Raw genomic sequence first — 22,569 nt, forward strand, 5'->3', positions numbered from 1 at the left:
CCCGGTTCTCAGCAGCTTTCACGAGCACTCACCCTGTACGGAGCACACGTGTGTACTTCCCATGAGCACGAGTCTGAAAACGATCAGTGCGAGACGGCCCAGGCCGGCGCCGGACGGCGCAGTTTCCTCCGGGCGACCGCGCTGCTCGGCGCCGCCGCCACGGCCGGCGTCGCGCTGCCGGGCGTTGCCGAAGCGGCCCCGAACTCGGCGTCCACGAAGGCGAGTTGGCGGCCAGACACCGACAGCCGGCGCTTCACTCTCGCCGTGATGCCGGACACCCAGTACCTCTTCGACGGGCCGAGCATCGACAAGGCGCCGATCGAGGCCTCGCTGCGTTACCTCCTGGAGCACGGCAAGGACGAGAACATCGTGTTCCTGTCCCACCTCGGCGACCTGACGCAGAACGGGGCGAAGCCCGAATTCGCCGCGATCGGGGAGGCGTTCGGGCTGCTGGACCGGCGGGGTGTCGGCTACAGCGTGCTGGCGGGCAACCACGACATCAAGTCGTCGACGGACGACCAGCGCGGGGCGTCGCCCTACCTGGACACGTTCGGCCCGCAGCGGTTCAAGAACAAGTCCACGTTCGGCGGCGCCTCTTCGGACGGCTACAACACGTACCACGTGTTCAAGGCGGCCGGGCGGGAGTGGCTCGTCCTGGCCCTGGACTGGCGGCTGTCGGCGAAGGGCTACGCCTGGGCGAAGGACGTCATCGCGCAGCATCCGAAGACGCCGGTCATCCTCACCACCCACGAACTGGTCGTGGACGACGACACGTTGTCGGACTACGGGCAGCAGCTGTGGGACCAGCTCATCACGGACCACGACCAGATCTTCCTGACCCTCAACGGCCACTACTGGCCCGCTCGCCGGGCGACCCGCAAGAACACGGCCGGCAACGACGTACACCTCCACCTGACGAACTATCAGAACCGCTACTTCGGCGGCGCGGCGATGATCCGCCTCTACCACTTCGACCTGGACCGCGACGTCATCGACGTGGAGACGGTGTCGCCGTGGATCCTGGGCCGGGCGGCGAAGGGCCTCAACGAGCTGGAGCGGCAGGAGATCGAACTCAGCGGCGACGCCGACCGGTTCTCCGTCGACATCGACTTCGCCGACCGCTTCGCGGGCTTCGACCCGGTGCCGGTCCGCGCGGCGCGCCCCGCGTCCAAGATGCTGATCCCGGGCACGGCCGCCTACTGGCGCTTCGAGTCCCCGGTCTCCGGCTCCGGCACCGTCCGTGACCTGTCCGGCCGCGGCAACGACCTCACCGTGGTCTCCGTGAACGGCGGCACCCTCGGCTGGTCGGCGGACCACCACCCGGACCAACCGGGGCACGGCAGCCTGGAGTTCACGGGCTACAAGTCGCCGTTGCAGGGCGCGTACCTGCGGACCGTGGACGGTGCGCCGCTCAACTCGGCGACGTTCAAGAACGGTTACACCATCGAGGCGTTCTACTGGCTGCCCGCCGACTGGAACGCCTCGCACAACGCCTGGGCCGGGCTGGTCAGCCGCACCGGCCGCAACGGCTCCGTCGGCACGGTGACGGACGACCCCGACGAGCCGCTCGCCACCCTGTCACTGTCCGACGGGCCGGGCCCGCAGTGGGCCGTACACGCCCTGAACCAGCAGCAGTTGGCCACCAACTGGGGTGACGAGACCGACCCCGAGATCTGGTGGCACCTCGCCGTCGTCAACGACGGGCGGCACACCACGATGTACGTCCAGGGCTGCCCGGTGGCCCGCAACCCGCACGCCCCCGCGATCGGCATCGCGTCCTCCGGCCAGCCCTGGCTGCTCGGCGGATACGAGTACGCGGACAAGATCGACCAGATCCTGCACGGCCGCCTCGGCGACGTCCGGATCGTCTCCCGGGCGCTGCCCGTGACCTCCTTCATGACCCACTGACAGCCCTCCAGAGGACTTCCGAACCATCATGACCGAGCAGCAGCTGCCCACCTGGGCCGACCCGTCCGTCTCCCCCGCCGCCCTCGACGCTCAGGGTGTCTCCCGTCGCCAACTCCTGCGCCGCGCGGGCCTGTTCGGTGCCGCGTTCACTCTCGGTGCGGGGCCGTTGGCCACCTCCGCGTCGGCGGCGGGCCGGGGGTACGGCGGCAACGACCCGCGCCTCGCCTACCTCGTCGGCGACCACCACGTGCACTCGGTGTACAGCCACGACGCCAAGTACACGTTCTCCCAGCAGGCCAAGGCCGCCGCGACGTACGGCCTCGACTGGATGGTGTTCAACGAGCACTCCAACTTCGGACACGCCAACTACGGCGCGAAGTTGGAGCACGCCGAGATCCTCAAGGCCCGCGCGGAGAACCCGCGTCAGCTGATCTTCCAGGGCCTGGAGTGGTACATCCCGGCCGCCGAGCACTGCACGATCTTCGCCGCGCCGGGCCGTCACGAGGTGGATCTGCTCACGCAGTTCGAACTCGCCTACGACGGCAAGCTGTTGGGCTACACCGAGGGCTCGGCCGGGGCGACGGACACCGCCCGCAACGAGGCGCACGCCGTCAAGGCCATCAAGTGGCTTGCGGAGCAGCGCCGTTCGGGCTACGTCGACGACGTCCTCGTCCTCGCCAACCACCCGCTGCGCCTCGGCATCGACTCCCCGCACGAGATGCGCGCCTGGCGGGACGCGGCACCCGAGATCATGATCGGCATGGAGGGCGCACCCGGCGCACAGGGCGCGGCACTCCCCGGCTGGCGCGGTGCGACGTCGATCCGGGGCGAGTACGAGAACAAGCCGTCGGCGCAGTCCTGGGCGGGGTATCCGGCGGACGCGTATGTGACGTACGGCGGTTTCGACTGGGCGACGGCGACCGTCGGCGGGCTGTGGGACTCGATGCTGGCCGAGGGCCGGCTGTTCTCGATCACCACGAACTCCGACAACCACCGTACGGTCTACGACACTTGGGCCAACGGCGCCTGGCCCGATGGGCAGAACTTCGACAACACCGGCAAGCTGCCCGACCCGGTGAACACCGACACCCCGCAGCCCGGCAGCGACTTCTGGCCCGGCGAGTTCAGCCGTACCCACGTCGGCGTGACCCGCTACGGCTACGGCGCGGTGATGGCGGGGATGCGCGCGGGCCGGGTCTGGGTCGACCACGGACACCTGTTGGACGGGCTCGACGTGCGCCTGAAGCGGGACTGCGACCACGGTCAGGGCGTCACGCTGGGCGGCCGGCTGCGGGTCCGCAAGGGCGAGAGGCTCACGCTGAGCGTCACGGTGACGACCGCCTCGCGGCCCAACGCCCAGGGAATCCTGCCGGAGTTGGCGCACGTGGACGTGATCCGGGGTGCGGTGCGCGGTGCGGTGTCCGACCGGGACGCGTGGCGGGCGCCCGACACGAAGGTCGTCCGTACGGCCGACGTGAGCGGCCGCAAGGGGACGTACACGCTGCGGATCCCGGTGACCGTCGGGGACGAGCCGTTCTACCTGCGGCTGCGGGGCAGCGACGGCGAGCGGCACGGCGCGGGCTACCTCGGCGCCTCGGTCGACCCGCACGGCCCGATCCCCCACGAGCCCGGAAACGGTGACCCGTGGGCCGACACATGGTTCTATTCGAACCCCATCTTCGTCGACCTGGCAGGTAACTGATGAAGCGTCAACTCACCGTCCTCGCCGCCTTATTGGGTGCTTTCACGCTCGGCGTGAGTATCTCCTCGGCCGCCGCCGCGACCACCTGGGCGGAGACCGGCACGGCCTACACCGACAGCCTGGGCGGCGGTGAGGGCGTCGCGTCGCGTGCGGACGGCTCGCTGCTGTACCGCGGACTGGCGTCCATCCCGCTGGATCTGCGCGTCCAGGGCTGGAACCACATCGGCGACCCGGACATCGCGAACGGTTACATCTTCGACGCCTACCAGGCCGCCGACACGGGCACGTCGAAGATGTTCGCGGTCACCACGCCGTCCGGGACGCGCTACACGTACGTGCACCCGCTCGACTCGGGCGAAAAGATCAACAACTCGTTCGACGCCATCTCGCCGGACACGCAGTGGATGGTGTCGGGCGAGTGGGGCGACCAGTCCAGACTCCAGGTCTTCCCCACTCCCCTGCTCAACCCGTCCACTCCGGCGACGGGCGGGACGCTGCCGCAGGCCGGGCAGATCACCCTGGACAAGACGGTGAACGACATCCAGGGCTGCGACTTCGTGACGGACACCCGCCTGGTGTGCGTCTCGGACGACGCGTCGGGGACCAAGTTCCCCGAGATCCGCCCGCTCCTCCAGGTCGACCTGCCGCACAAGCTGGACGGCCAGCCGATCACCGGCACGGTCACGAGCCTGTTCGCGCTGCCCCAACGCAGCATCTGCACGGGCACGTTCGAGGCCGAGGGCGTCGACTACGATGTGAACAGCGGCACGCTGCGCGCCGAGGTCGTACAGCCCGGCGTGTGCGTGGTGTCGACCAGCGTCTACTCGTACAAGCAGCAGTAGCGGCAGTAGCGGTGAGGGGCTGTCAGGCGTAGAACCGCGAGAGACTCTGCAGGACGGCGGCGGGCTTCGGTCCGCCGTCGATCTCTATCGTCCCGTCGACGGCGATCTGCACCCCGCCCGGCACGTCCTCCACCGAGGCGAGCTTCGCGACCAGCCGGATGCGCGAGCCGACCTTGACCGGTGCGGGGAAACGCACCTTGTTCAGGCCGTAGTTGACCTTCGTCGACACGCCCTCGACGTCCAGCAGCTCGGTGAAGAGCGGGATGAAGAGGGAGAGCGTCAGATAGCCGTGTGCGATGGGCGCGCCGAACGGCCCGGCCGCGGCCCTCTCCGGGTCGACGTGGATCCACTGGTGGTCGCCCGTCGCGTCGGCGAAGGTGTTGACGCGCTCCTGGGTGATCTCGATCCACTCGCTGGTGCCGAGGTCACTGCCCGCGAGCTTCTTGAGTTCGTCGAGGCCGTTGACGGTGATGCTCATATCGCGTTCCCTACCTAAGAGTTGCCGCCGAAGCGCTTGCGCACCCGGGACTTGAGGAGCTTTCCGGAGGCGGTGCGCGGGAGTTCGTCCGCGACCACCACCGACTTGGGGATCTTGTACTTGGCGAGCCGGCCGGCCAGCGAGGCGAGCAGTTCGTCGGGGTCCGGCGAAGCGCCGTCGCGCGGCACGACGACCGCGCGCGGCACCTCGCCCCACTTGTCGTCCGCGACGCCGATGACCGCGCACTCGACGATGTCGGGGTGGGCGAGGAGCAGGTCCTCGATCTCGGCGGGGTAGATGTTCTCCCCGCCGGAGATGATCATGTCCTTCATACGGTCGACGATGTACACGTACCCGTCCTCGTCTGTCCGGGCCGCGTCCCCGCTGCGGAACCAGCCGTCGGCGAAGACCGCGGCCGTCTCCTCGGGCAGCCCCCAGTAGCCGGGCATGACATGGGGTCCGCGCACCACGACCTCGCCGGTCTCGCCGACGTCGGCGGGGGTGAGGTCCGGTCGTACGACCCGTACGTCGCTGAAGAAGTGCGGTACCCCCGCCGAACCCGCCTTGCTGACCGCGTGTTCGGCGTCCAGGAACAGGGTTCCGGGCGAGGCCTCCGTCATGCCGTAGCCCTGGAGGAAGGTCAGCCCGCGCTCCTGGTAGGCGGCGATCAGCGGCGACGGGACCGGGGAGCCGCCGCAGGTGAGGATGCGCAGCGAGGACAGGTCGGCGTCGGCCCAGCGCGGGTGCCGGGCCAGCTGGTCGAACATCGTGGGCACCCCGAACATGAAGGTGATCCGGTGCTGTTCGATGAGGTCGAAGGTGGCCGCCGGGTCGAAGGCCTCGACCAGGACACAGGTACCGCCCTTGAGCAGCACCGGCAGGGTGAGCATGTTCAGGCCGGCCGTGTGGAACAACGGGGCGGAGACCAGGGCGCGTTCGTCGGCGATCAGGTCGGTGTCGACGAGGACGTTGACCGCGTTCCAGGTCAGGTTGCCGTGGGTGAGCATCGCGCCCTTGGGGCGACCTGTCGTGCCCGAGGTGTACATGATGATGCAGGTGTCGTCGGCCGTGACGGGTTCGTCGATCGGCTCGGCGGAGGCCGCGTCGAGCAACTCCTCGTACTCCGCGCCGACTTCGATGTAGATCCGTACGTCGGTGCTGCCCGGCAGTCCGGCGACGAGACCCGCGTGTGTCGGGCCGTGGACGAGGACCTTGGCACCGGAGTCGGCGAGTTGGTAGGCGATCTCGGGGCCGGCCAGGCGGGTGTTGAGGGGGACGAAGACCGCGCCGAGCGTGCCGGCGGCGAACAGGGTCTCCAGGTAGGAGGGGTGGTTGGGGCCGAGGTAGGCGATGCGGTCGCCGCGGCGGAGGCCCCGGGCTCGTAGGGCGTGGGCGAGGCGGGTGGTTCGTGTATGCAATGTGCCGTAGTCCGTCGACGAACCACCGTGCACCAAAGCCGTGCGGTGCGGGGTCTTGCGGGCCCGGCGTGCGGGCCATGACCCCAGTCCCTCGTTGCGCATCCGGCGCCCCTTACGTCAGCCCGAGCAGGCGGGCGGCGTTCTCCTTGAGGATCTTCGGCTTGACCTCGTCCTTGATCGGCAGCTTCTCGAAGTCGGCGAGCCAGCGGTCCGGGGTGAGGACGGGATAGTCGGAGCCGAAGAGGACCTTGTCCTTGAGCAGGGTGTTCGCGTACTGCACCAGCTGCGGCGGGAAGTACTTCGGCGACCAGCCGGACAGATCGATGTGCACGCCCGGCTTGTGCGTGGCGACGGCGAGGGCCTCGTCCTGCCAGGGGAAGGACGGGTGCGCCAGGATGATCTTGAGGTGCGGGAAGTCCGCGGCGACGTCGTCCACGTGCAGGGGGTTGGAGTACTTGAGGCGGATCCCGCCCCCGCCCGGCACTCCCGCGCCGATGCCCGTCTGGCCCGTGTGGAAGAGGGCGATGGTGCCCGTCTCCTGGATGACCTCGTAGAGGTCGTACGCCACGGCCCGGTCGTTGGGGAAGAAGCCCTGGATGTTGGGGTGGAACTTGAAGCCCTTCACCCCGTACTCCTCGACCAGCCGCCGCGCCTGCTTCACGCCCGCTCGGCCCCGGAACGGGTCGATGGACGCGAAGGGGATCAGGACGTCCGCGTTCGCGGCGGCGGCCTCGGCGACCTCCTCGTTCGGGACGGGCTCGGTGCCGGTCGCGGACTCTGCGTCGACCGTGAAGATCACGGCGGCCATCTTCCGCTCGCGGTAGTACGCGGCGGTCTCCTCGAGGGTCGGCTTCCGCTTGCCCGCGACCTTGAAGTAGGCGGAGGAGGCATCGTGCAGGTCGTCGTCCAGGGAGGAGTGGCCCTTGGAGGACACCTCCGCATGGGTGTGGACGTCGATCGCGACGAGTTCGCCGACGTCCATGACGCGTTCGCCGATGTCCATGGGGGGTGTCATCACGCCTCCGGCAGCTTCGGTGCGGGAATGCCGACCGACTGGAGTTCGGCCCCGACCGAGGTGGGGAAGGCGTCGGCCAGGGTGTCGGGGGTCCAGCCGCCGTCGGCGTAGGCCGCGCTGATCTCCTGCGGGTGGGACCAGAGTGCCACCTTGTCGCCGCCGATGCCGATGGCCTGGCCGGTGATGCCGCGCGCGGCCTCGGAGGCGAGGAAGGGGACGAGGGCGGCGCAGTCCTCGGGGGTGCCGAAGCCCTCGCCCTTGCGGAGGAAGTCGGGCAGCGGCTCGCCGTTGCGCATGGCCTCGATGTACGGGGCGAACGCGGGGATCGTCTCGGTCATCGCGGTCGCGGCGACCGGCACGATCGCGTTGACGGTGATGCCCGCGCGGCCCAGCTCCATCGACCAGGTACGGGCGAAGGCGGCGATGCCCGCCTTGGCGGCCGAGTAGTTCGTCTGGCCGAAGTTGCCGCGCTGGCCGGCCGGTGAGCCGACCAGGATCAGGCTGCCGCCCTCGCCCTGCTCGCGCATCCGTACGGCGGCGGCGCGGGCACAGGTGAAGGTGCCCTTCAGGTGGGTCGTGATCACCGCGTCGAAGTCCTCGTCGGTCATCTTCCACAGCACCTTGTCGCGCAGGATGCCCGCGTTGGTGACCAGGATGTCGAGCCGCCCGAACTCCTCGACGGCACGGTTCACCAGCCGCTCGGCGGCCTCGGTCGTACCGACCGGGACCACCTCGGCGACGGCGGTGCCGCCCGCTTCGGTGATGGACTTCACGGCCTGCTCGGCCACCGCCTCGTCGATGTCGTTCACGACCACGGACGCGCCGTGGGCGGCCAGGGCGTGCGCGTAGGCGAGGCCGAGGCCCCGGCCACTGCCGGTGACGACGGCGACCTTGCCGGTCAGATCGATGCTGGGCACGAGCGGTCCCTTCACAAGACGAGGCAGCGGTACGACACACCGGGACCGTGACTGCGAACGGCACCGGTGCGGCTTCGAGATCGAAGCTAAGAGCAATAATTGTTGACGTCAATAGTTGTTGCCGACGGACCATGTGCGTCACACTGACTCCGAACCACCGCACGCCCCACCCCGGGGCCTCGACCCAGGGAGCCCGCCATCGCCCGCCAGCAGCACGCAGCGAACCCCCCGATCGACGCGCACGAGCCGTGGATGCGCGGGCTGCACGCGGACACCGGCTACCTCATGTACCGGCTGGGCCTGCGCTCCGGTCAGCTCTTCAACACGTTCCTCCAGGAGTCGGGCCTACGGCTGCGCCACTACGCCCTCCTCCGCTTCCTCGCCACGTCCGAGGGCGCCCTCCAGCGCGAACTGAGCACCCGGCTCGGCTACGACCCGAGCGCGATCGTCGGCCTGGTCGACGACCTGGAGAAGCTGGGTTTCGCCGAGCGCCGCCCTTCCCCCGACGACCGCCGCAGCCGCATCGTGGTCCTGACCGAGAACGGCCGCGGCTTCCTGCGCGACACCGACGAGGCCGGCCTGCGCGTCACGAACGAACTGCTGGGCCCCCTCGACGCGACCGAGCGGGAGACCCTGCACACGCTGCTGCAGCGAGTCGCCGAGGACGGACTCGCCTGACGCTGGACGGAGGCCCGGCCATGCCCACCACCACCCGGCCCGCGACCACCCCCGGGTCCGCGACGACCGCCCGGTCGGCACCCGTCACGCGGTCCGCGCCCGACCGGCTGCTCGCCGTGCTCGCCGCCTTCGACCACGAGCACACGGCCCTGTCCCTGTCCGACATCAGCCGCCGGGCCGGCCTCACCCTGACCACCACCCACCGCCTCACCGGCGCCCTCACCGAATGGGGCGCGCTGGAACGGGACGCGTCCGGGATCTACCACGTGGGCCTACGACTGTGGGAGATCGCCGCCCTCGCCCCCCGCGGCCTCGCCCTGCGCCAAGTCGCCCTCCCCTACCTGGAGGACCTGTACGAATCGACGCACGAGAACGTGCAGTTGGCGGTGCGGGACGGCGCGGAGGTCGTCTACACCGAGTGGATCTCGGGCCGTTCGGCGGTCGGCGTCCACATCCGGGTCGGCGCCCGCTGGCCGCTGCACGCCACCGGGGTCGGCCTCGCCCTGCTGGCACACGGCGACCCGGACTCCCAAGAGGCCTACTGCACCGGCCCGTTGGCGTCCTTCACGCCGTACACGATCACCGATCCGGTACGGCTGCGGCGGGAACTGGCCGAAGTACGGCGCACCGGCGTCGCGGTGAGCAGCCGTCAGATCACGGACGACGCGCTGTCGGTGGCCGCGCCGGTGCGCGAGCCGGGCGGTGCGGTGGTGGCGGCGGTGTCGGTCGTGGTGCCTCAAGTGGACGCGCAGGTACCGGCGTTGATCCCGGCGGTCCGGCTCGCGGCGCGCGGGATATCGCGGGCGCTGGGGTGGCGGCCGGAGCCGTGAGGAGATCCCACGTGCCGGGCGCGGATATCCCTCTCACCGGCGAGGCCACGCCCGTGTGACGTCGTGATACTGGAACGGCCCTTGCCCCGAGGAGCCGCTCATGGATGTTCAGCACTGGTTCGCACCGGCCGTCGCCCGGCTCAGGACCGCCAACCCGTACGCAGTCGACTCGGCACTCGCGGCGCTCGTCCTGTTCGCGGTGTCATTGCAATGGCTCTTCCCCGACGAGGGCGGCGATCCGCTGAGTTGGCAGGGCTGGCTCCTCGGGGCCGGTACGGCGGTACCGCTGGTGTGGCGGCGCAGGGCGCCCTTCGCGACGGCGTGGGTGGTGTCGGCGGCCACGCCCGCGATGGCGGTCTACCACGCGCCACCGCCGGACGTGATGTACGGCGGCCTCGTGGCCCTCTACACCGTCGCGGCCCGCTGCCTTCCCTGGCAGCGGCGCCTGATGCTCGCGGGCTGGCTGATCGGCGTGTCCGTGGTCATGCAGCACAAGGAGCACGCCCTGCCCTTCGAGTACGCCTTCCATCTGCTGAGCCTGCTGTGCGCGTACGGCTTCGGCAGCCTCGCCCGGGTCCAACGCGCCTACACCGCCGCCCTGGAGGACCGGGCCCGGCGCCTGGAGCGCGAGCGCGCCGCCGACACCGCGCGGGCCACGGCACAGGAACGGGCCCGGATCGCCCGGGACATGCACGACATCCTGGCCCACGCGGTGAGCCTGATGGTGGTGCAGGCGGAGGCCGGCCCGGTGGTCGTACGCAGTGATCCCGAGCGTGCCGAGGCCGCGTTCGACGCGATCGCGGGGGCGGGCCGGGACGCGATGGGTCAGCTCCGGCGCATCCTCGGGGTGCTCAAGGACGAGCAGCGGGACGGGAGTTCGGGGCACCGGCCGCAGCCGGGGGTCGCCGCGCTGCCCGGACTGCTGCGCCAGGTCACCGAATCCACGGGCCTGCGCGTCGAGTTGCGGACGAGCGGGGTGCCGCGCCCGTTGCCCCCGGACACCGAGGTCGCCGTCTACCGGGTGGTCCAGGAAGCGCTCACCAACACCGTGAAGCACGCGCGCGCTTCCACCGCTACCGTCGAACTCGACTGGACGGGGGACGAGTTGGTGCTCACGGTGACAGATGACGGACGAGGCCCGGCGGGCGAAGTCGGCGGCCACGGGTTGATCGGTCTGCGGGAGCGGGCGGCCGCCTGCGGAGGCACGGCGGAGACCGGCCGCGGACCCGACGGCGGCTTCCGGGTCGTCGTACGGCTTCCCGTCGCCACCGACCGACAGGCGGCCCTGGGATGAGCATCCGGGTGGTGGTGGCCGACGACCAGGAGCTGGTCCGCAGCGGCTTCATCATGATCCTGGAGGCCCAGCGGGACATCGAGGTCGTCGCGGAGGCCGGGGACGGCGCCGAGGCGGTCGCCGCGGTGCGCCGACACGCTCCCGACGTCCTGCTGCTCGACATCCGTATGCCGGTCATGGACGGTCTGGAGGCGGCCCGTCAGGTGTGCGCGCAGTCCGGTTGCAAGGTCGTCATGCTGACCACGTTCGACCTGGACGAGTACGTGTACGAGGCGCTGTACGCGGGCGCCAGCGGCTTCCTCCTGAAGGACGTCCGCCGCGACGACCTCGTGCACGCCGTCCGCGTGGTCGCGGCCGGCGACTCGCTGCTCGCGCCGACGGTGACACGGCGGCTGGTCGCCGACATCGTGCGGCGGCGCCGCGAGGAGGCCGTCGCCGAGATCGCGCCCGGCCGGCTGGAGGTCCTGACCGCCCGGGAGGAGGAGACGCTGCGGCTGCTGGCCCGGGGCCTGTCCAACGCCGAGATCGCGACGACCCTGTTCGTCAGCGAGCACACCGTGAAGACCCATGTCAGCAATGTGCTGGGCAAGTTGGGGCTGCGGGACCGGGTGCAGGCGGTGATCTGCGCGTACGAGACGGGGCTGGTGACACCGGGGGCGCCCTGACGAGCCCGCCGCGGGCGGCGCGGGTCGGCGGGTCCCGGCGTTCCGAGGCCCGCCGATGCGTCATCCGCCGGTCAGCAGATGGACGACCAGCGGTGCGAGCGGAGCTTGTAGTTGAGGTTCGACCAGGTACCGCCGTGCTGCGGGATGAAGTAGCAGGTGGTACCGCCGTAGTTCGCACCGTCGTAGAGAACGACCCAGTCGTACGAGGACGACGTGCCGCTGTTCTTGGCCGACCCGACGACCTGGTTGTCGGCCCACGAACACACGACGGGAGCGCTGTACCAGTCCGTGTCGGCGTTGCTCCACGTGCACCGGCTGCCCGTGCCGGCGGTACCGGTCCAGATGCACAGATCACCGCTCGGACAGTCCCATGCCGCCTGCGCCGACGCACTCGCCGAACTCGGTGCGATCAGGCCCAGGGCCGCCAGGGCGAAGGTGATCGCCGTGGCGAAGAGGGCTCTGCGGCCCCGCCGGGGTGTGCGGCCGGACTTCCGGTTGTGCTCCTTCGCGTACGAGGACATCCCGTGGCCTTTCTCGTGGAGGGTGCCAACTGGCCTGCCACTGGCGGGAATTAATGTTCCTGGGCCGGGTATGTCCCTGTCATCCTCATGCGAGTGCGCCGACACTTCGCAGGTCGGCAACGGGGGCCCACGGGGAAACGGATGCTCCGCTTTCATTTCACGCAGGAGGACCTCACCAGGGTCAGAGTGGCGACCGAGCCGCACGCGCTCTGGGAGATCGCGGTCAGTCTGCACCGGCTCCAGACCCGTGAGGGCCGCTGGGCCTACGGGCCCTGGTTCCGCACCGCGTGCGACTCGTTGCGACGGGCCGGCCTCGAACGGACGGTGAAAACCTTCCTGTTGCCGCTCTTCCCGCGCGCCAGCTACTTCCCCGACTTCCTGACGCCGCCGGAAGGCACCCTGGGACTGGACGCCGGGCTGGAGGCCGTACTGGCGACGCCGCGGGCGCGGGTCGTGAGCGAGGTCGACGCGCTCGCCCGAGGCGTCGGCGCCCCTGCCTGGGCACACCGGCTCACGGAGCGGGACACGCGCGAACAACTCGTGGACGCCCTGCGCGCCTACCACCGTGCCGCGATCGCCCCGCACGAGGAGCGCATCCAGGAACGTCTGCACGCCGAGCGGGCCCGGCACGCCCACACCCTGTTCCACGCCGGCACCGAGGGCCTGCTCAGCGGACTGGGCCCCACGATCCGCTGGCGGCCACCGGTCCTGGAGGTCGATCCGTATCCGGACCGTCGCGACGTCCACCTCGACGGACGGGGGCTGCTCCTGATCCCCTCCCACTTCTGCTGGCACACGCCCGTCTCCCTGGCCGACCCCGGACTGCCGCCCGTGCTGCTCTACCCCCTCCACCACCCGCCGGCGACAACCCCGCACACCGGCTCCCCACCGCTGAACGTGCTGCTCGGCCCCACCCGCGCCGCCATTCTGCGAGCCAGCGCGACCGGCTCCACCACCACCGAGGCCGCCCGCCGGGCCGGCGTGACTCCCACGACGGCGAGCCATCACACGGCAGTGCTGCGCGACGCGGGCCTGATCACCAGCCACCGCCACGCCAACACGGTCCTGCACACCCTGACCCCGCTCGGAGCCGCCCTGCTGCGAACGGGGCCGGGCGGCCGCTGACCCCCGCGCCCAACCCCCTTACCGGCGGCGGGGATTCCTCCCCCTCGGGAGCGAGAAGGGCCCCTCTCTCACCCGTACGACCGAGCCGCCGAACCCCTCGCTCCGGCGATCCGGCGCCACCCGTTCCCCCACCAGCCTGAGAGGCATGTCATCCGATGCCCCGCCGGGAGGGACCGTGCTCTCCACACTCGCCCGGGCGGCGACCCGCCGCCCGCTGACCGTGATCTCCGTCTGGGTGCTCTTCCTGCTGCTCGGCTTCGGGCTCGGGACGGGCGTCTTCGGCCGGCTGTCCGACAACGTGCCCGAAGTCCCGGGCACCGAGTCGGAGTTGGCCGCCCAGTATCTCGACCGCGTCGACCCGACCGGGGAGACCGTCACCGGTGTCGTCGAGGGGGTCGCGGTCTCCGATCCCGCCCTGCGCGCCCAGGTGGAGCGGGCCGTGACCGATGTGTGTGCCCTCGCCGGGATCGCCGCCGTGCCGGACCCCTACACCACGGGCAGCCTCACCTCGCGGGACGGGCGGGCACTGCTGATCCCGGTCACCCTCGAGGGCGGCCTGAGCGACGATGCCGAGGAGCACGCGGTGGACGCGGCGGCGGACCGCATCCGGCAGATCGACGCGCCCGAAGTCCATGTCAGCGGCGGCCCGTTGCTGGGGAAGCAGATCGGCGAGCGTGCCCAACAGGACGTGCAGCGCGCGGAGTTGATCTCCCTGCCGGTCGTACTCGCCCTGCTGCTCGTGGTGTTCGGCGGTCTGCGCGCCGCCGCGCTCCCGCTGGTGATCGCGACGAGCGGCATCGCGGGGGCGTTCCTGGCGCTGTTCGCCTTCAGTCACGTCACCGACATCTCCGTGTACGCGATCCAGGTGACCACGATGCTTGGGCTCGGACTCGCCGTGGACTACGCCCTGTTGATGCTGGTCCGCTTCCGCGAGGAGCGACAGCACACGGACGACGTGCGGGAGGCCGTGCACCGCACCGTCGCGCGGGCCGGCCGTACCGTCCTCTTCTCCGGTCTCACGGTCGCCGTCAGCCTCACCGGTCTCCTTGTCTTCCCGAGCACGTTCCTGCGCAGCATGGGCCTGGCGGTGGCGGCCGTGGTCGTCGTCGACATGCTGGCCGCGATCACCCTTCTCCCCGCCCTGCTGACCCGGTTCGGCGCCAGGATCGCCCCGGCGCGCGCCAGGCCGGACGCCGAGGAGGGCCAACTCTTCGCCCGCCTGGCCCGCTTCGCGGCCCGCCGCCGGATCGCCGTCCTGGCCGTCGTCGTCCCGGCCCTGCTCGTCCTGGCACTGCCGGTCACCGGCCTGAAGATCAGCATCGGCGACGCCCGACAGCTCCCGAAGAACACCGAGGCAAGGCAGTTGTACGACACGGTCGACGCACACTTCCCCGCCGGAACGGGGGTCTCACCGGTGACCGTCGTCCTGGAACCGGGCACCGACACCACGACCGCCGACCGCATCCGCACCCTCTCCCCCACCGCCACGTCACGCACCCTGCCCGACGGCGGCACGGTCGTGTCCCTCCAACCGCCGGGCAGCGCAGACGGCAGGGCGGCGACCGACCTCGTGCGGCGGATCCGGGAGACGCGCGGCACCGAACCGGTCCAAGTCACCGGCATGGCAGCCCGGTTGGTCGACTTCCGCGCGATGCTCGCCGACCGCGCACCCTGGGCCGCCGCGACCGTCCTGGCCGGAATCTTCCTCCTCCTCTTCGCCTTCACCGGCTCGGTGCTGATCCCCCTGCGCACGATCGCGACGACACTGCTCAGCCTGGGAGCCGCGCTCGGTGCGGTGGTGTGGGTCTTCCAGTACGGCCATCTCGCCGGCGCCCTCGGTGCCCAGGGGCTGGGCGCGCTGAGCCTGACCGCGCCACCGCTGATCGTCGCGATCGCCTTCGGACTCGCCATGGACTACGAGTTGTTCATCCTGGCCCGGATGCGCGAGGCCCGGCGCCGCACGGGCGACGACCAGGAGGCCGTGGTGACCGGTCTGCGCCGCTCGGGCCGCGTGGTCACCTGCGCCGCGCTCCTCCTCGCCGTCGTCTTCGGCGCCTTCATGACGGGCGGCTTCTCCCCCATCCTGCAGATCGGCCTCGGCCTCACCCTCGCGGTACTGATCGACGCGACGGTCGTACGGATGCTGCTGGTTCCGGCGACGATGGCGTCGCTCGGCCGTCGTGCCTGGTGGGCGCCGAAGGCGCTGCGCCGGGCGCACGACCGGTTCGGGTTGCGTGAAGAGGCCTCCGTGGAACGGGAGTTGGCGAGTCGCTGACGTCGATGCCGGTGGTCCGTCCCGGGCGGGGTGGGGACGGACCACCGACATCGACTCCCTCACCTCACCCGGCCAACCCCGCCAGCATCCGCCGGTCCCGAGGCGCTCCCTTCCGTTCCAGCCGGGCGTCCAGCAGCCGTCGTGCCGCGTCGCACCGCCCCGCCGACACCAGCGCGTACAGCAACGTCTCCTCGACGACCTCGCGTTGGGCCGCGCTGCCGCCGACCTTGCGCAGGACCGGCAGCAGGGCGTCGAGGCCTCGCGCGGCCTCGTGGAAGCGGTGTTCGACGAGGGCGGTGAAGGCGTCGCAGAGGGGGGCGATGACCTCGCGCTGCACCGGGTCGGCGCCCGCCGCGTGGTCGCGGAGTCGGCGCAGGGCGGGGATGTCGCCGGCGGCGGTGAGGGCCACCGCCGCGTGCAGAGCCGTGAACGCGGTCGCGGGCCGCTCCAGGACCTCGCAGGCGACCGAGTCCAAGACGTCCGAAGTCGGCAGCTCCCCGTGCCAGTTGCCGCTGAGCCGGGCCCGCCACAGCAGTGACCCCGAGTCGACGAGTGCGCGTACCCCGGTCACCCGGCCCGGCGCCAACTGGGCGAACCAGCGCCTGCGGACGGCGGCCGGGTCGTCCAACGCGAGTTCGTGCAGGGCGATGTGCCAGGAGAAGTGGGCCCGGTGGACCGCACCTCGGCCCTGTCCGGACACCCAGCCGTCCAGCCAGTCCCGGCCCGCCTCGTGGGCGCCGGACTCGTAGTGGACGTGGGCCAGCGCGTGCACGGCGTGCCCGGACGCGGGCTCAACACCCAAGGCTCGGTGGGCGAGTTCACCCGCCTCACGCAGCCTGCCCTGCTCCTGACGCAGGAACGCGAGCAGCGAGGTGTGGAACCAGTGCCCGTCGTAGGCGGGGGACGTCCGCTCGACCAACCGTAGCGCGTAGTCGTCGTCCAGGTCGGTGACGCCGGAGAAGGCGATGGTGGGTACGGCGGCGGCGAGGGCGAGCGCGTCGGCGGGGTGGGCGTCGAGGTGGCGTATCAACGCGCGGTCCCCGTCGGTGGATTGGACGCGGCGCGTGATCACTTCGACGAAGGAACGCTCGCGGTCGTCGGCCCGTTCGTGTGCGCAGCGCTGGGCGTCGGCGAGCGCCCGGGGGACGTCGACGGCCGCCCCGCACTCGTGGCCGAGCAGGGCCAACGCCGCGTGGCCCAGGGCGAATCCGGGGTCCAGGGCGACCGCGCGGGCGAAGGCGTCCTCCGCGCCTGCGCGCACCTTGAGGACGCGGTCCAGCCCGTTGCGGTACGCGGTGGCCGCTTCGGCGTGGGTCGAGAGGGCGAGTCCGAGTCCGTCGACCGGCCTGCGGCGGGCGCGGCGGGTCGATGGAGCGAGCAACTGCCGGGCCAGGGCGGCCGCCTGGACGCGAATCTCGGGGATCGCCGTGGTCTCCCAGAGTTCGCCGCGCCTCGGGGCGCCGAGGGTGAACAGCGGTCGTAGGGAACGACCTTGGCCGTCGAGGAGACGTCCGTCGCGGGTGGCGGCCCCCATGCCGAGCGGACCGGGCACGGCCGCGCCGCTCTCGAACAGCCCGCGCCACAACGGGTCTTCGAGCCGCTGCCCCGGGCCAGTGCAGTCGATCACCCAACCCGCGCGTACGGAACGGCCGTTGGACAGGGTGACCACGAAGGAGCCCTCGTCCTCCGCCACTTCGGCGATCGTGCCGGTGTGCACCTGGAGGCGTCGTGCGGTGCGGGCCCGGGTCACCGACTCGGCGGTGGCGGGGGCCATGCGGTGGCGGTGGGTGTTCCAGATCGCGCCCTCGTTCGCGAGGAACTCGCCGCGTTCCTCGGGGGTGAGGCTGTGCCAGAGTCTCGCGGTGTGCGGGCGCAGGCTGTCCAGTGCGGGGCGCCAGTCGCCGTGGGTGCGGACGGAGCGGCTGACGTGCCGGTAGACGGTCCGGCGCAGTCCGCTCAGCGTCAGGTCGCGCGGCCACCTCGGCGCCTCCATCGCGCCGGCCGGTCCCAACGCGTGCGGCTGCGGCAGGAGTCCGCTGCGGGACACGGCGTGCACGGTGCGTTCGGGCCGGTCGAGGGTGAGGGCGAGGTCCACGGCGGTGAGGCCGGTGCCGACGAGGAGGATGTCGGCGGTGTCCTCGCGTACGGCGTCCAACGCACCGGGTTTCCAGGGCGAGTTGACGAAGCGGGTCGAGGTGCGCAGCGCGGGCGGGGCCCAGGCGGCCGTGGGAGCGGCGGGGCCGGTGGCCAGGACCGCGCTGTCGGCGGTGAGGAGTCCCCCGTCGGCGAGGTGGAGTTCCACCGGGCCTTCGGGGGTGCCGGTACAGCTCTCGGCGCGGGTGCGCAGTCGTCGTACGGAGACCGTGCCGTGGGAGCGGACGACGGCCTGGGCGAGGGTGTCGGCGAGGTAGGCGCCGTAGCGGTAGCGGGTGGCGAAGTCGGTGCCGCTGACGGTGGGTTCGCCGTGGCGGCACAGCCAGCGGGTGAAGTGGCCGGGGTCATCGGGGTAGCAACTCATGCCGCCCGCCTGCACGTTGAGGCGGTGGCGTGGATCAGGTGTGGCGTAGGCCGTGCCGCGGCCGGCTTCCGGGGCCGGGTCGACCAGGACCAGGTCGAGGGGGGTCCGGCGGCGCGTGGCCGTCTCGCACAGCTGGACGGCGGTCAGGATACCTGCCGCGCCCGCTCCGACGATCGCCACGGTGGGCCGCTTGCGGACTTCGGTCACGAATACCTCCGGCGGTGGGCTGCCGCGGAGCCGTCGAAACGGAACTCCGCCTTCAGTTCCTTTCTCACTATTCCGACCGGGCAGGTGGGGAAGCCATGGCGAGACGGGGATCTCACCGGATACTCAGGGCCCCGGACGGCGCCTTCATACTCTGTTCACACTCGCGGAGCCTCCGGCAACCGTGGTTTCAGGCCTTCCTTCAGGTTCTCTTCACAGGAATCTCAGGTGGAGCCCCTGGGATTCAAAGATTCAATCCAGGGAAGTGACGCAGGATGCAACGGCACTGGTGATCTCGTCGCGTACGGCCAGGGGGTGTGCGCGATATGCGGAGGAAGGCGTGTCGTGGGCGTGTCGCACATATCCAACCGGTCCGAGAAGCAGTCGGAGAGGTGGTCCCGGCGTGGGGTCCTCACCGTGCTCGGGGTGGTACCGGCCGCCGTTCTGACCGGCTGCAGCGGGTCCGCGGGCGCCACGGAGAGCTCCTCCTCCGGTGGTTCGTCGTCCACCGCGTCCGTGAAGGCCGCGAAGACGCCGACCGTCACGGTCGTACCCGCCGACGGCACCAAGAAGGCCGATTTCACCGACCCGGTCACGGTCGTCGTGACCGACGGCACACTCGCGACCGTGAAGGTGACCGGCAACGACGGCTCCACGCTGGCCGGGTCCTTCAACGACGCCAAGACGAAATGGACGTCCACGAAGAACCCGTACTCGGGCACGAAGTACACGGTCGCGGCGCAGGCGCAGGGCGCCGCCGCGAAGACCGCGACCTTCACCACCAAGTCGCCCGGCGAGACGTTCGTCGGCTACTTCACCCCCGAGGCGAACTCCACCTCCGGCGTCGGCATGCCCGTGTCGATCAACTTCACGCACGCCGTCAAGGACCGGGCCGCCGTCCAGAAGGCGATCACGGTCACCGCCGAGCCGGCCGTCGAGGTCGTCGGGCACTGGTTCAGCGACACCCGGCTCGACTTCCGGCCCGAGACGTACTGGGCGGCCGGCACGAAGATCACGCTCAGCCTGCGGCTGAAGGACGTCGAGGGCCAGGACGGCATCTACGGCGTTCAGTCCAAGGACGTCACCTTCAACATCGGGCGCGAGCAGATCAGCACGGTGGATCTGTCCAGCAAGGAGATGGTGGTCAAGCGGGACGGCAAGACCCTCGCCACCTACCCGGTCAGCGGCGGCAACGCTCAGCACACCACCTGGGCCGGGATCATGGTGATCAGCGAGCGGTTCAAGCAGACCCGCATGGAGTCCTCGACGGTCGGGCTCGGTGACGAGTACGACATCTCCGACGTCCCGCACGCCCAGCGCCTGACCACCTCCGGCACCTTCGTGCACGGCAACTACTGGGCGTCCACCTCGGTGTTCGGCAACCAGAACACCAGCCACGGCTGCGTGGGCCTGCACGACGCCAAGGGCGCGAACAACAGCTCCGTGGCGGGCTACAAGTTCTACGACAGCTCGATGCTCGGCGACGTCGTCATCGTGAAGAACTCCGGCGACAAGACCGTGGCGGCGGACAACGGCCTCAACGGCTGGAACCTGTCGTGGGCGGACTGGAAAGCGGGGAGCGCCGTCTAGTTCCGCTGGTTCCGACGGGGACGACATCCCGGGAAACCTCCGCAATCACCTCATTCATCGCCTGAACTCACCTGCGACGAAAGGACTTTCACGGCTTCACCTCTTGACGACCGGAGTGGCTGAGAGCACATTGACCGCGCAACCACTGTGTGAGAGCGCTCTCAAGCAGGCACGGCACCCGCATCCCCACTCCGTACCCGAGAGGCACCCATGAGTGAGACCTCCGGCACGCAGCACAGACCCCGTCCCCTACGACGTGTCCTGATCGCCGTCCTCAGCACCCTCGGCCTGGCGGCCGCCACCGCCACGGCCATCACCCTGCCCGCGAACGCCTCCGCGCCTACGCCCCCGTCGGGCTGGACGCAGGTGTTCCTGGACGACTTCAACGGCACCGCGGGCACCGGTGTCTCCACCACCAACTGGCTCTACGACACCGGGACTTCGTATCCGGGCGGCGCCGCGAACTGGGGCACCGGCGAGGTCGAGACGATGACCTCGTCCACCAACAACGTGGCGCTCGACGGCAACGGCAACCTGCTGATCACGCCGCGCCGCGACGCCTCCGGCAACTGGACCTCGGGCCGTATCGAGACCAACCGCACCGACTTCCAGCCGCCGGCCGGCGGGAAGCTGCGCGTCGAGGCCCGGATCCAGATGCCGAACGTCACGGGCTCGTCGGCGCTCGGCTACTGGCCCGCCTTCTGGATGCTGGGCGCGCCGTTCCGGGGCAACTACCAGAACTGGCCCAGCGTGGGCGAGTTGGACATCATGGAGAACGTCCAGGGTCTCAACACCGACTGGGCGACGGTGCATTGCGGCACCAACCCGGGCGGCCCCTGCAACGAGACGACCGGAATCGGCGGCAACACCGCCTGTACGGGGACCACTTGCCAGGCCGGGTTCCACACCTACGCCATGGAGTGGGACAGGTCGACGAGCCCCGAGCAGATCCGCTTCTACCTCGACGGCGTCAACTTCCACACCGTGAACGCCAGTCAGGTCGACGCCACCACCTGGGCCAACGCCACCAACCACGGCTTCTTCATCATCCTGAACGTGGCGATGGGCGGCGGCTTCCCGGCGGCGTACGGCGGCGGCCCCACCAGCGCCACCGACCCCAACCACCCGATGACGGTGGACTACGTCCAGGTACTGCAGTCCAGTGGGAGCGGTACCACGACCCCGCCGACCGGCAGCCGTGACGCCTACAGCGCCATCCAGGCCGAGTCCTACGACAGCCAGTCCGGCACCATCGCCGAGACTACGACGGACACGGGCGGCGGTCAGGACATCGGCTCGATAGCCAACGGCGACTGGGCGCTCTACAAGGGCGTCAACTTCGGCTCCACGGCGGCCACCCAGTTCTACGGCCGGGTCGCGAGCGGTGCGGCGAGCGGGGTCAGCGGCCTGGTCCAGGTACGCCTCGACAGCCCCACCGCGACCCCGATCGGCAGCTTCTCGCTGGCCAACACCGGGGGCTGGCAGTCATGGAAGACGGTCCCGGCGAACATCAGCTCGGTCACCGGCACCCATGACGTCTATCTCACCTTCAGCAGCGGCCAGTCGGCGGACTTCGTGAACGTGAACTGGTTCGACTTCGGTCACTGATCCCGACTCCCCACGGACAAAGGGGGCTCCACGCGCGCGTGGAGCCCCCTTTCGGCATGCCCGCACCCTCAGCGCAGCTCCGCCCGAAACCCCGCCGGCGTCAGGTCGGTGTGCTGATGGAAGAACTTCGAGAAGTTCGCCGCGTCCGGAAACCCGACCGCCGCCCCCACCCGGCCGATCGGCAGGTCCGTGTGGGCCAACAGCCGCTTCGCCTCCAGGACGACGCGTTTGTCGATGAAGCCCTTGGGGGTCTCGCCGGTGGCGGCGCGGACCGCGCGGACGAGGGTGCGGCGGGAGTAGCCGAGGGCGTCGGCGTAGGCGCTGACGCTGTGGTTGGTGGCGAAGCCCTTCTCGACGGCGTCGCGGAAGAGCGTGAACGTCGTGTCGGCCTGTTGCCGGGCCGCCTCCGCCGAGCTGGCCGCGAGATGCGCGAGCCGGAGCAGGAAGGCCGTCAGGGAGTGTCGTAGGACCGAGGTGTGCAGGCTCAGGGGGAGGGTCTCCGTGTCCTCGTACTCGCGTTGGAGCTGGCCCAGGGAGGCGCGCAGGGCGGCCAGGCGGGGCTCGTCGGGGTGCAGGAGAGGGGGGAGGTCGTAGCGGTACAGGCCTGTCGCCTCGACCGTGGCGCGGGGGAGGAAGCCGGGCTGCATGGTCAGGGCGGTGCCGCGGTACTCGTCGGGCCGGGAGAAGCGGTGGACCTGGCCGGGACGGATCCACAGGACGTCGCCGGCGTTCGCCTCGTACTCGGCGAAGTCGATCATGTGGCGGACCGGGCCCTCGGAGAAGAGCATCACCACATGGAAGTCGATGCGGTGGACGCGGTGCAGGGGTACGTCGGCGTGCCAGGCGCGCCCGGCACCCATCGGGCCGACCTGCATGCCGACGCCGCAGACGCTCAGATCGACAGGGAAGGGAAACGTTCTGATCACGTCGCCGTCACCGCCGACGTCTTGGATAGTTCTGTCCGTCATGTCCTTCTCGCGC

18 protein-coding genes are annotated in these 22,569 nt (G+C 70.7%); 11 read left to right on the forward strand and 7 right to left on the reverse strand.

Annotated elements, in window-relative coordinates; translation table 11 throughout:
- Nucleotides 1–48 precede the first annotated feature (48 nt).
- Genes OO70_RS18760 through OO70_RS18770 form a run of 3 tightly spaced genes read left to right on the forward strand, consistent with a single transcriptional unit; the run spans nt 49 to nt 4,452 of the window.
- Nucleotides 49–1,908 (forward strand): LamG-like jellyroll fold domain-containing protein, encoded by a 1,860-nt coding sequence (locus OO70_RS18760; protein WP_043671867.1) that lies wholly within the window; start codon nt 49–51, stop codon nt 1,906–1,908.
- A 28-nt stretch (nt 1,909–1,936) separates the two neighbouring features.
- Nucleotides 1,937–3,610 (forward strand): PHP domain-containing protein, encoded by a 1,674-nt coding sequence (locus tag OO70_RS18765; RefSeq protein WP_043671870.1) that lies wholly within the window; start codon nt 1,937–1,939, stop codon nt 3,608–3,610.
- Nucleotides 3,610–4,452 carry a hypothetical protein gene (locus tag OO70_RS18770; RefSeq protein ID WP_043671873.1) on the forward strand — a complete coding sequence of 281 codons (843 nt, stop codon included), beginning with the start codon at nt 3,610–3,612 and terminating at the stop codon, nt 4,450–4,452. The genes OO70_RS18765 and OO70_RS18770 overlap by 1 nt, the downstream gene beginning before the upstream one ends.
- Before the next feature lie 22 nt (nt 4,453–4,474).
- Here OO70_RS18770 and OO70_RS18775 read toward each other — a convergent pair whose 3' ends face one another.
- Genes OO70_RS18775 through OO70_RS18790 form a run of 4 tightly spaced genes read right to left on the reverse strand, consistent with a single transcriptional unit; the run spans nt 4,475 to nt 8,280 of the window.
- Nucleotides 4,475–4,930 (reverse strand): MaoC family dehydratase, encoded by a 456-nt coding sequence (locus tag OO70_RS18775; RefSeq protein ID WP_043671876.1) that lies wholly within the window; start codon nt 4,928–4,930, stop codon nt 4,475–4,477.
- Between the two features lie 14 nt (nt 4,931–4,944).
- Nucleotides 4,945–6,450 (reverse strand): acyl-CoA synthetase, encoded by a 1,506-nt coding sequence (locus OO70_RS18780; RefSeq protein ID WP_043671879.1) that lies wholly within the window; start codon nt 6,448–6,450, stop codon nt 4,945–4,947.
- A 10-nt stretch (nt 6,451–6,460) separates the two neighbouring features.
- Nucleotides 6,461–7,330, reverse strand: coding sequence for an amidohydrolase family protein (locus OO70_RS18785; protein WP_043672778.1), 870 nt, complete (start codon nt 7,328–7,330; stop codon nt 6,461–6,463).
- 32 nt (nt 7,331–7,362) lie between these two features.
- Nucleotides 7,363–8,280, reverse strand: a complete 918-nt coding sequence (locus OO70_RS18790) for an SDR family NAD(P)-dependent oxidoreductase (RefSeq protein WP_043671881.1) — start codon at nt 8,278–8,280, stop codon at nt 7,363–7,365.
- A 252-nt stretch (nt 8,281–8,532) separates the two neighbouring features.
- Between OO70_RS18790 and OO70_RS18795 the strand changes: the two genes are divergently transcribed.
- The 4 genes from OO70_RS18795 (at nt 8,533) to OO70_RS18810 (ending at nt 11,747) form a co-directional block, all read left to right on the forward strand.
- The gene (locus tag OO70_RS18795; protein ID WP_043671884.1) at nt 8,533–8,958 is read left to right on the forward strand and encodes a MarR family winged helix-turn-helix transcriptional regulator; all 426 of its coding nucleotides are present in this window, start codon (nt 8,533–8,535) and stop codon (nt 8,956–8,958) included.
- 20 nt (nt 8,959–8,978) lie between these two features.
- Nucleotides 8,979–9,788, forward strand: a complete 810-nt coding sequence (locus tag OO70_RS18800) for an IclR family transcriptional regulator (RefSeq protein ID WP_043671887.1) — start codon at nt 8,979–8,981, stop codon at nt 9,786–9,788.
- Between the two features lie 100 nt (nt 9,789–9,888).
- The gene (locus OO70_RS18805) at nt 9,889–11,082 is read left to right on the forward strand and encodes a sensor histidine kinase (protein ID WP_043671890.1); all 1,194 of its coding nucleotides are present in this window, start codon (nt 9,889–9,891) and stop codon (nt 11,080–11,082) included.
- Entirely contained in the window at nt 11,079–11,747 is a 669-nt protein-coding gene (locus OO70_RS18810; RefSeq protein WP_043671894.1) for a response regulator, read from the forward strand. Before OO70_RS18805 ends, OO70_RS18810 begins: the two co-directional genes overlap by 4 nt.
- A 71-nt stretch (nt 11,748–11,818) precedes the next feature.
- Here the strand turns inward: OO70_RS18810 and OO70_RS18815 are convergent, their stop codons facing one another.
- Entirely contained in the window at nt 11,819–12,268 is a 450-nt protein-coding gene (locus OO70_RS18815; protein WP_043671897.1) for a peptidase inhibitor family I36 protein, read from the reverse strand.
- Between the two features lie 141 nt (nt 12,269–12,409).
- On the opposite strand from OO70_RS18815, the gene OO70_RS18820 reads away from it, so the two are divergent.
- Entirely contained in the window at nt 12,410–13,393 is a 984-nt protein-coding gene (locus OO70_RS18820; protein WP_043671901.1) for an ArsR/SmtB family transcription factor, read from the forward strand.
- Nucleotides 13,394–13,568: 175 nt separating this feature from the next.
- Nucleotides 13,569–15,668: an MMPL family transporter gene (locus tag OO70_RS18825; RefSeq protein WP_043671904.1), complete on the forward strand. Its 2,100-nt coding sequence runs from the start codon at nt 13,569–13,571 to the stop codon at nt 15,666–15,668.
- Between the two features lie 64 nt (nt 15,669–15,732).
- On the opposite strand, the gene OO70_RS18830 is transcribed toward OO70_RS18825, so the two are convergent.
- Nucleotides 15,733–18,393 carry an FAD/NAD(P)-binding protein gene (locus OO70_RS18830; RefSeq protein WP_199827339.1) on the reverse strand — a complete coding sequence of 887 codons (2,661 nt, stop codon included), beginning with the start codon at nt 18,391–18,393 and terminating at the stop codon, nt 15,733–15,735.
- Nucleotides 18,394–18,735: 342 nt separating this feature from the next.
- Between OO70_RS18830 and OO70_RS18835 the strand changes: the two genes are divergently transcribed.
- Both OO70_RS18835 and OO70_RS18840 read left to right on the forward strand, forming a co-directional pair.
- On the forward strand, nt 18,736–19,980 hold the full coding sequence (locus OO70_RS18835; RefSeq protein WP_043671907.1) for a L,D-transpeptidase: 1,245 nt from the start codon (nt 18,736–18,738) through the stop codon (nt 19,978–19,980).
- A 210-nt stretch (nt 19,981–20,190) separates the two neighbouring features.
- Nucleotides 20,191–21,588 (forward strand): glycoside hydrolase family 16 protein, encoded by a 1,398-nt coding sequence (locus OO70_RS18840; protein WP_043671910.1) that lies wholly within the window; start codon nt 20,191–20,193, stop codon nt 21,586–21,588.
- 68 nt (nt 21,589–21,656) lie between these two features.
- Here the strand turns inward: OO70_RS18840 and OO70_RS18845 are convergent, their stop codons facing one another.
- Complete coding sequence (locus tag OO70_RS18845) at nt 21,657–22,556, reverse strand: helix-turn-helix domain-containing protein (RefSeq protein WP_043671913.1); 900 nt, start codon at nt 22,554–22,556, stop codon at nt 21,657–21,659.
- Between the last annotated feature and the right edge of the window lie 13 nt (nt 22,557–22,569).

Source organism: Streptomyces xylophagus (genome assembly GCF_000716435.1).
Lineage (GTDB): Bacteria > Actinomycetota > Actinomycetes > Streptomycetales > Streptomycetaceae > Streptomyces > Streptomyces xylophagus.

Coding starts and splice junctions, on each gene's coding strand:
- OO70_RS18765 (WP_043671870.1), top strand. CDS start 1,937: ATGACCGAGCAGCAGCTGCCCACCTGGGCCGACCCGTCCGTCTCCCCC.
- OO70_RS18770 (WP_043671873.1), top strand. CDS start 3,610: ATGAAGCGTCAACTCACCGTCCTCGCCGCCTTATTGGGTGCTTTCACG.
- OO70_RS18775 (WP_043671876.1), bottom strand. CDS start 4,930: ATGAGCATCACCGTCAACGGCCTCGACGAACTCAAGAAGCTCGCGGGC.
- OO70_RS18780 (WP_043671879.1), bottom strand. CDS start 6,450: ATGCGCAACGAGGGACTGGGGTCATGGCCCGCACGCCGGGCCCGCAAG.
- OO70_RS18785 (WP_043672778.1), bottom strand. CDS start 7,330: ATGGACGTCGGCGAACTCGTCGCGATCGACGTCCACACCCATGCGGAG.
- OO70_RS18795 (WP_043671884.1), top strand. CDS start 8,533: ATGCGCGGGCTGCACGCGGACACCGGCTACCTCATGTACCGGCTGGGC.
- OO70_RS18800 (WP_043671887.1), top strand. CDS start 8,979: ATGCCCACCACCACCCGGCCCGCGACCACCCCCGGGTCCGCGACGACC.
- OO70_RS18805 (WP_043671890.1), top strand. CDS start 9,889: ATGGATGTTCAGCACTGGTTCGCACCGGCCGTCGCCCGGCTCAGGACC.
- OO70_RS18810 (WP_043671894.1), top strand. CDS start 11,079: ATGAGCATCCGGGTGGTGGTGGCCGACGACCAGGAGCTGGTCCGCAGC.
- OO70_RS18815 (WP_043671897.1), bottom strand. CDS start 12,268: ATGTCCTCGTACGCGAAGGAGCACAACCGGAAGTCCGGCCGCACACCC.
- OO70_RS18820 (WP_043671901.1), top strand. CDS start 12,410: ATGCTCCGCTTTCATTTCACGCAGGAGGACCTCACCAGGGTCAGAGTG.
- OO70_RS18840 (WP_043671910.1), top strand. CDS start 20,191: ATGAGTGAGACCTCCGGCACGCAGCACAGACCCCGTCCCCTACGACGT.
- OO70_RS18845 (WP_043671913.1), bottom strand. CDS start 22,556: ATGACGGACAGAACTATCCAAGACGTCGGCGGTGACGGCGACGTGATC.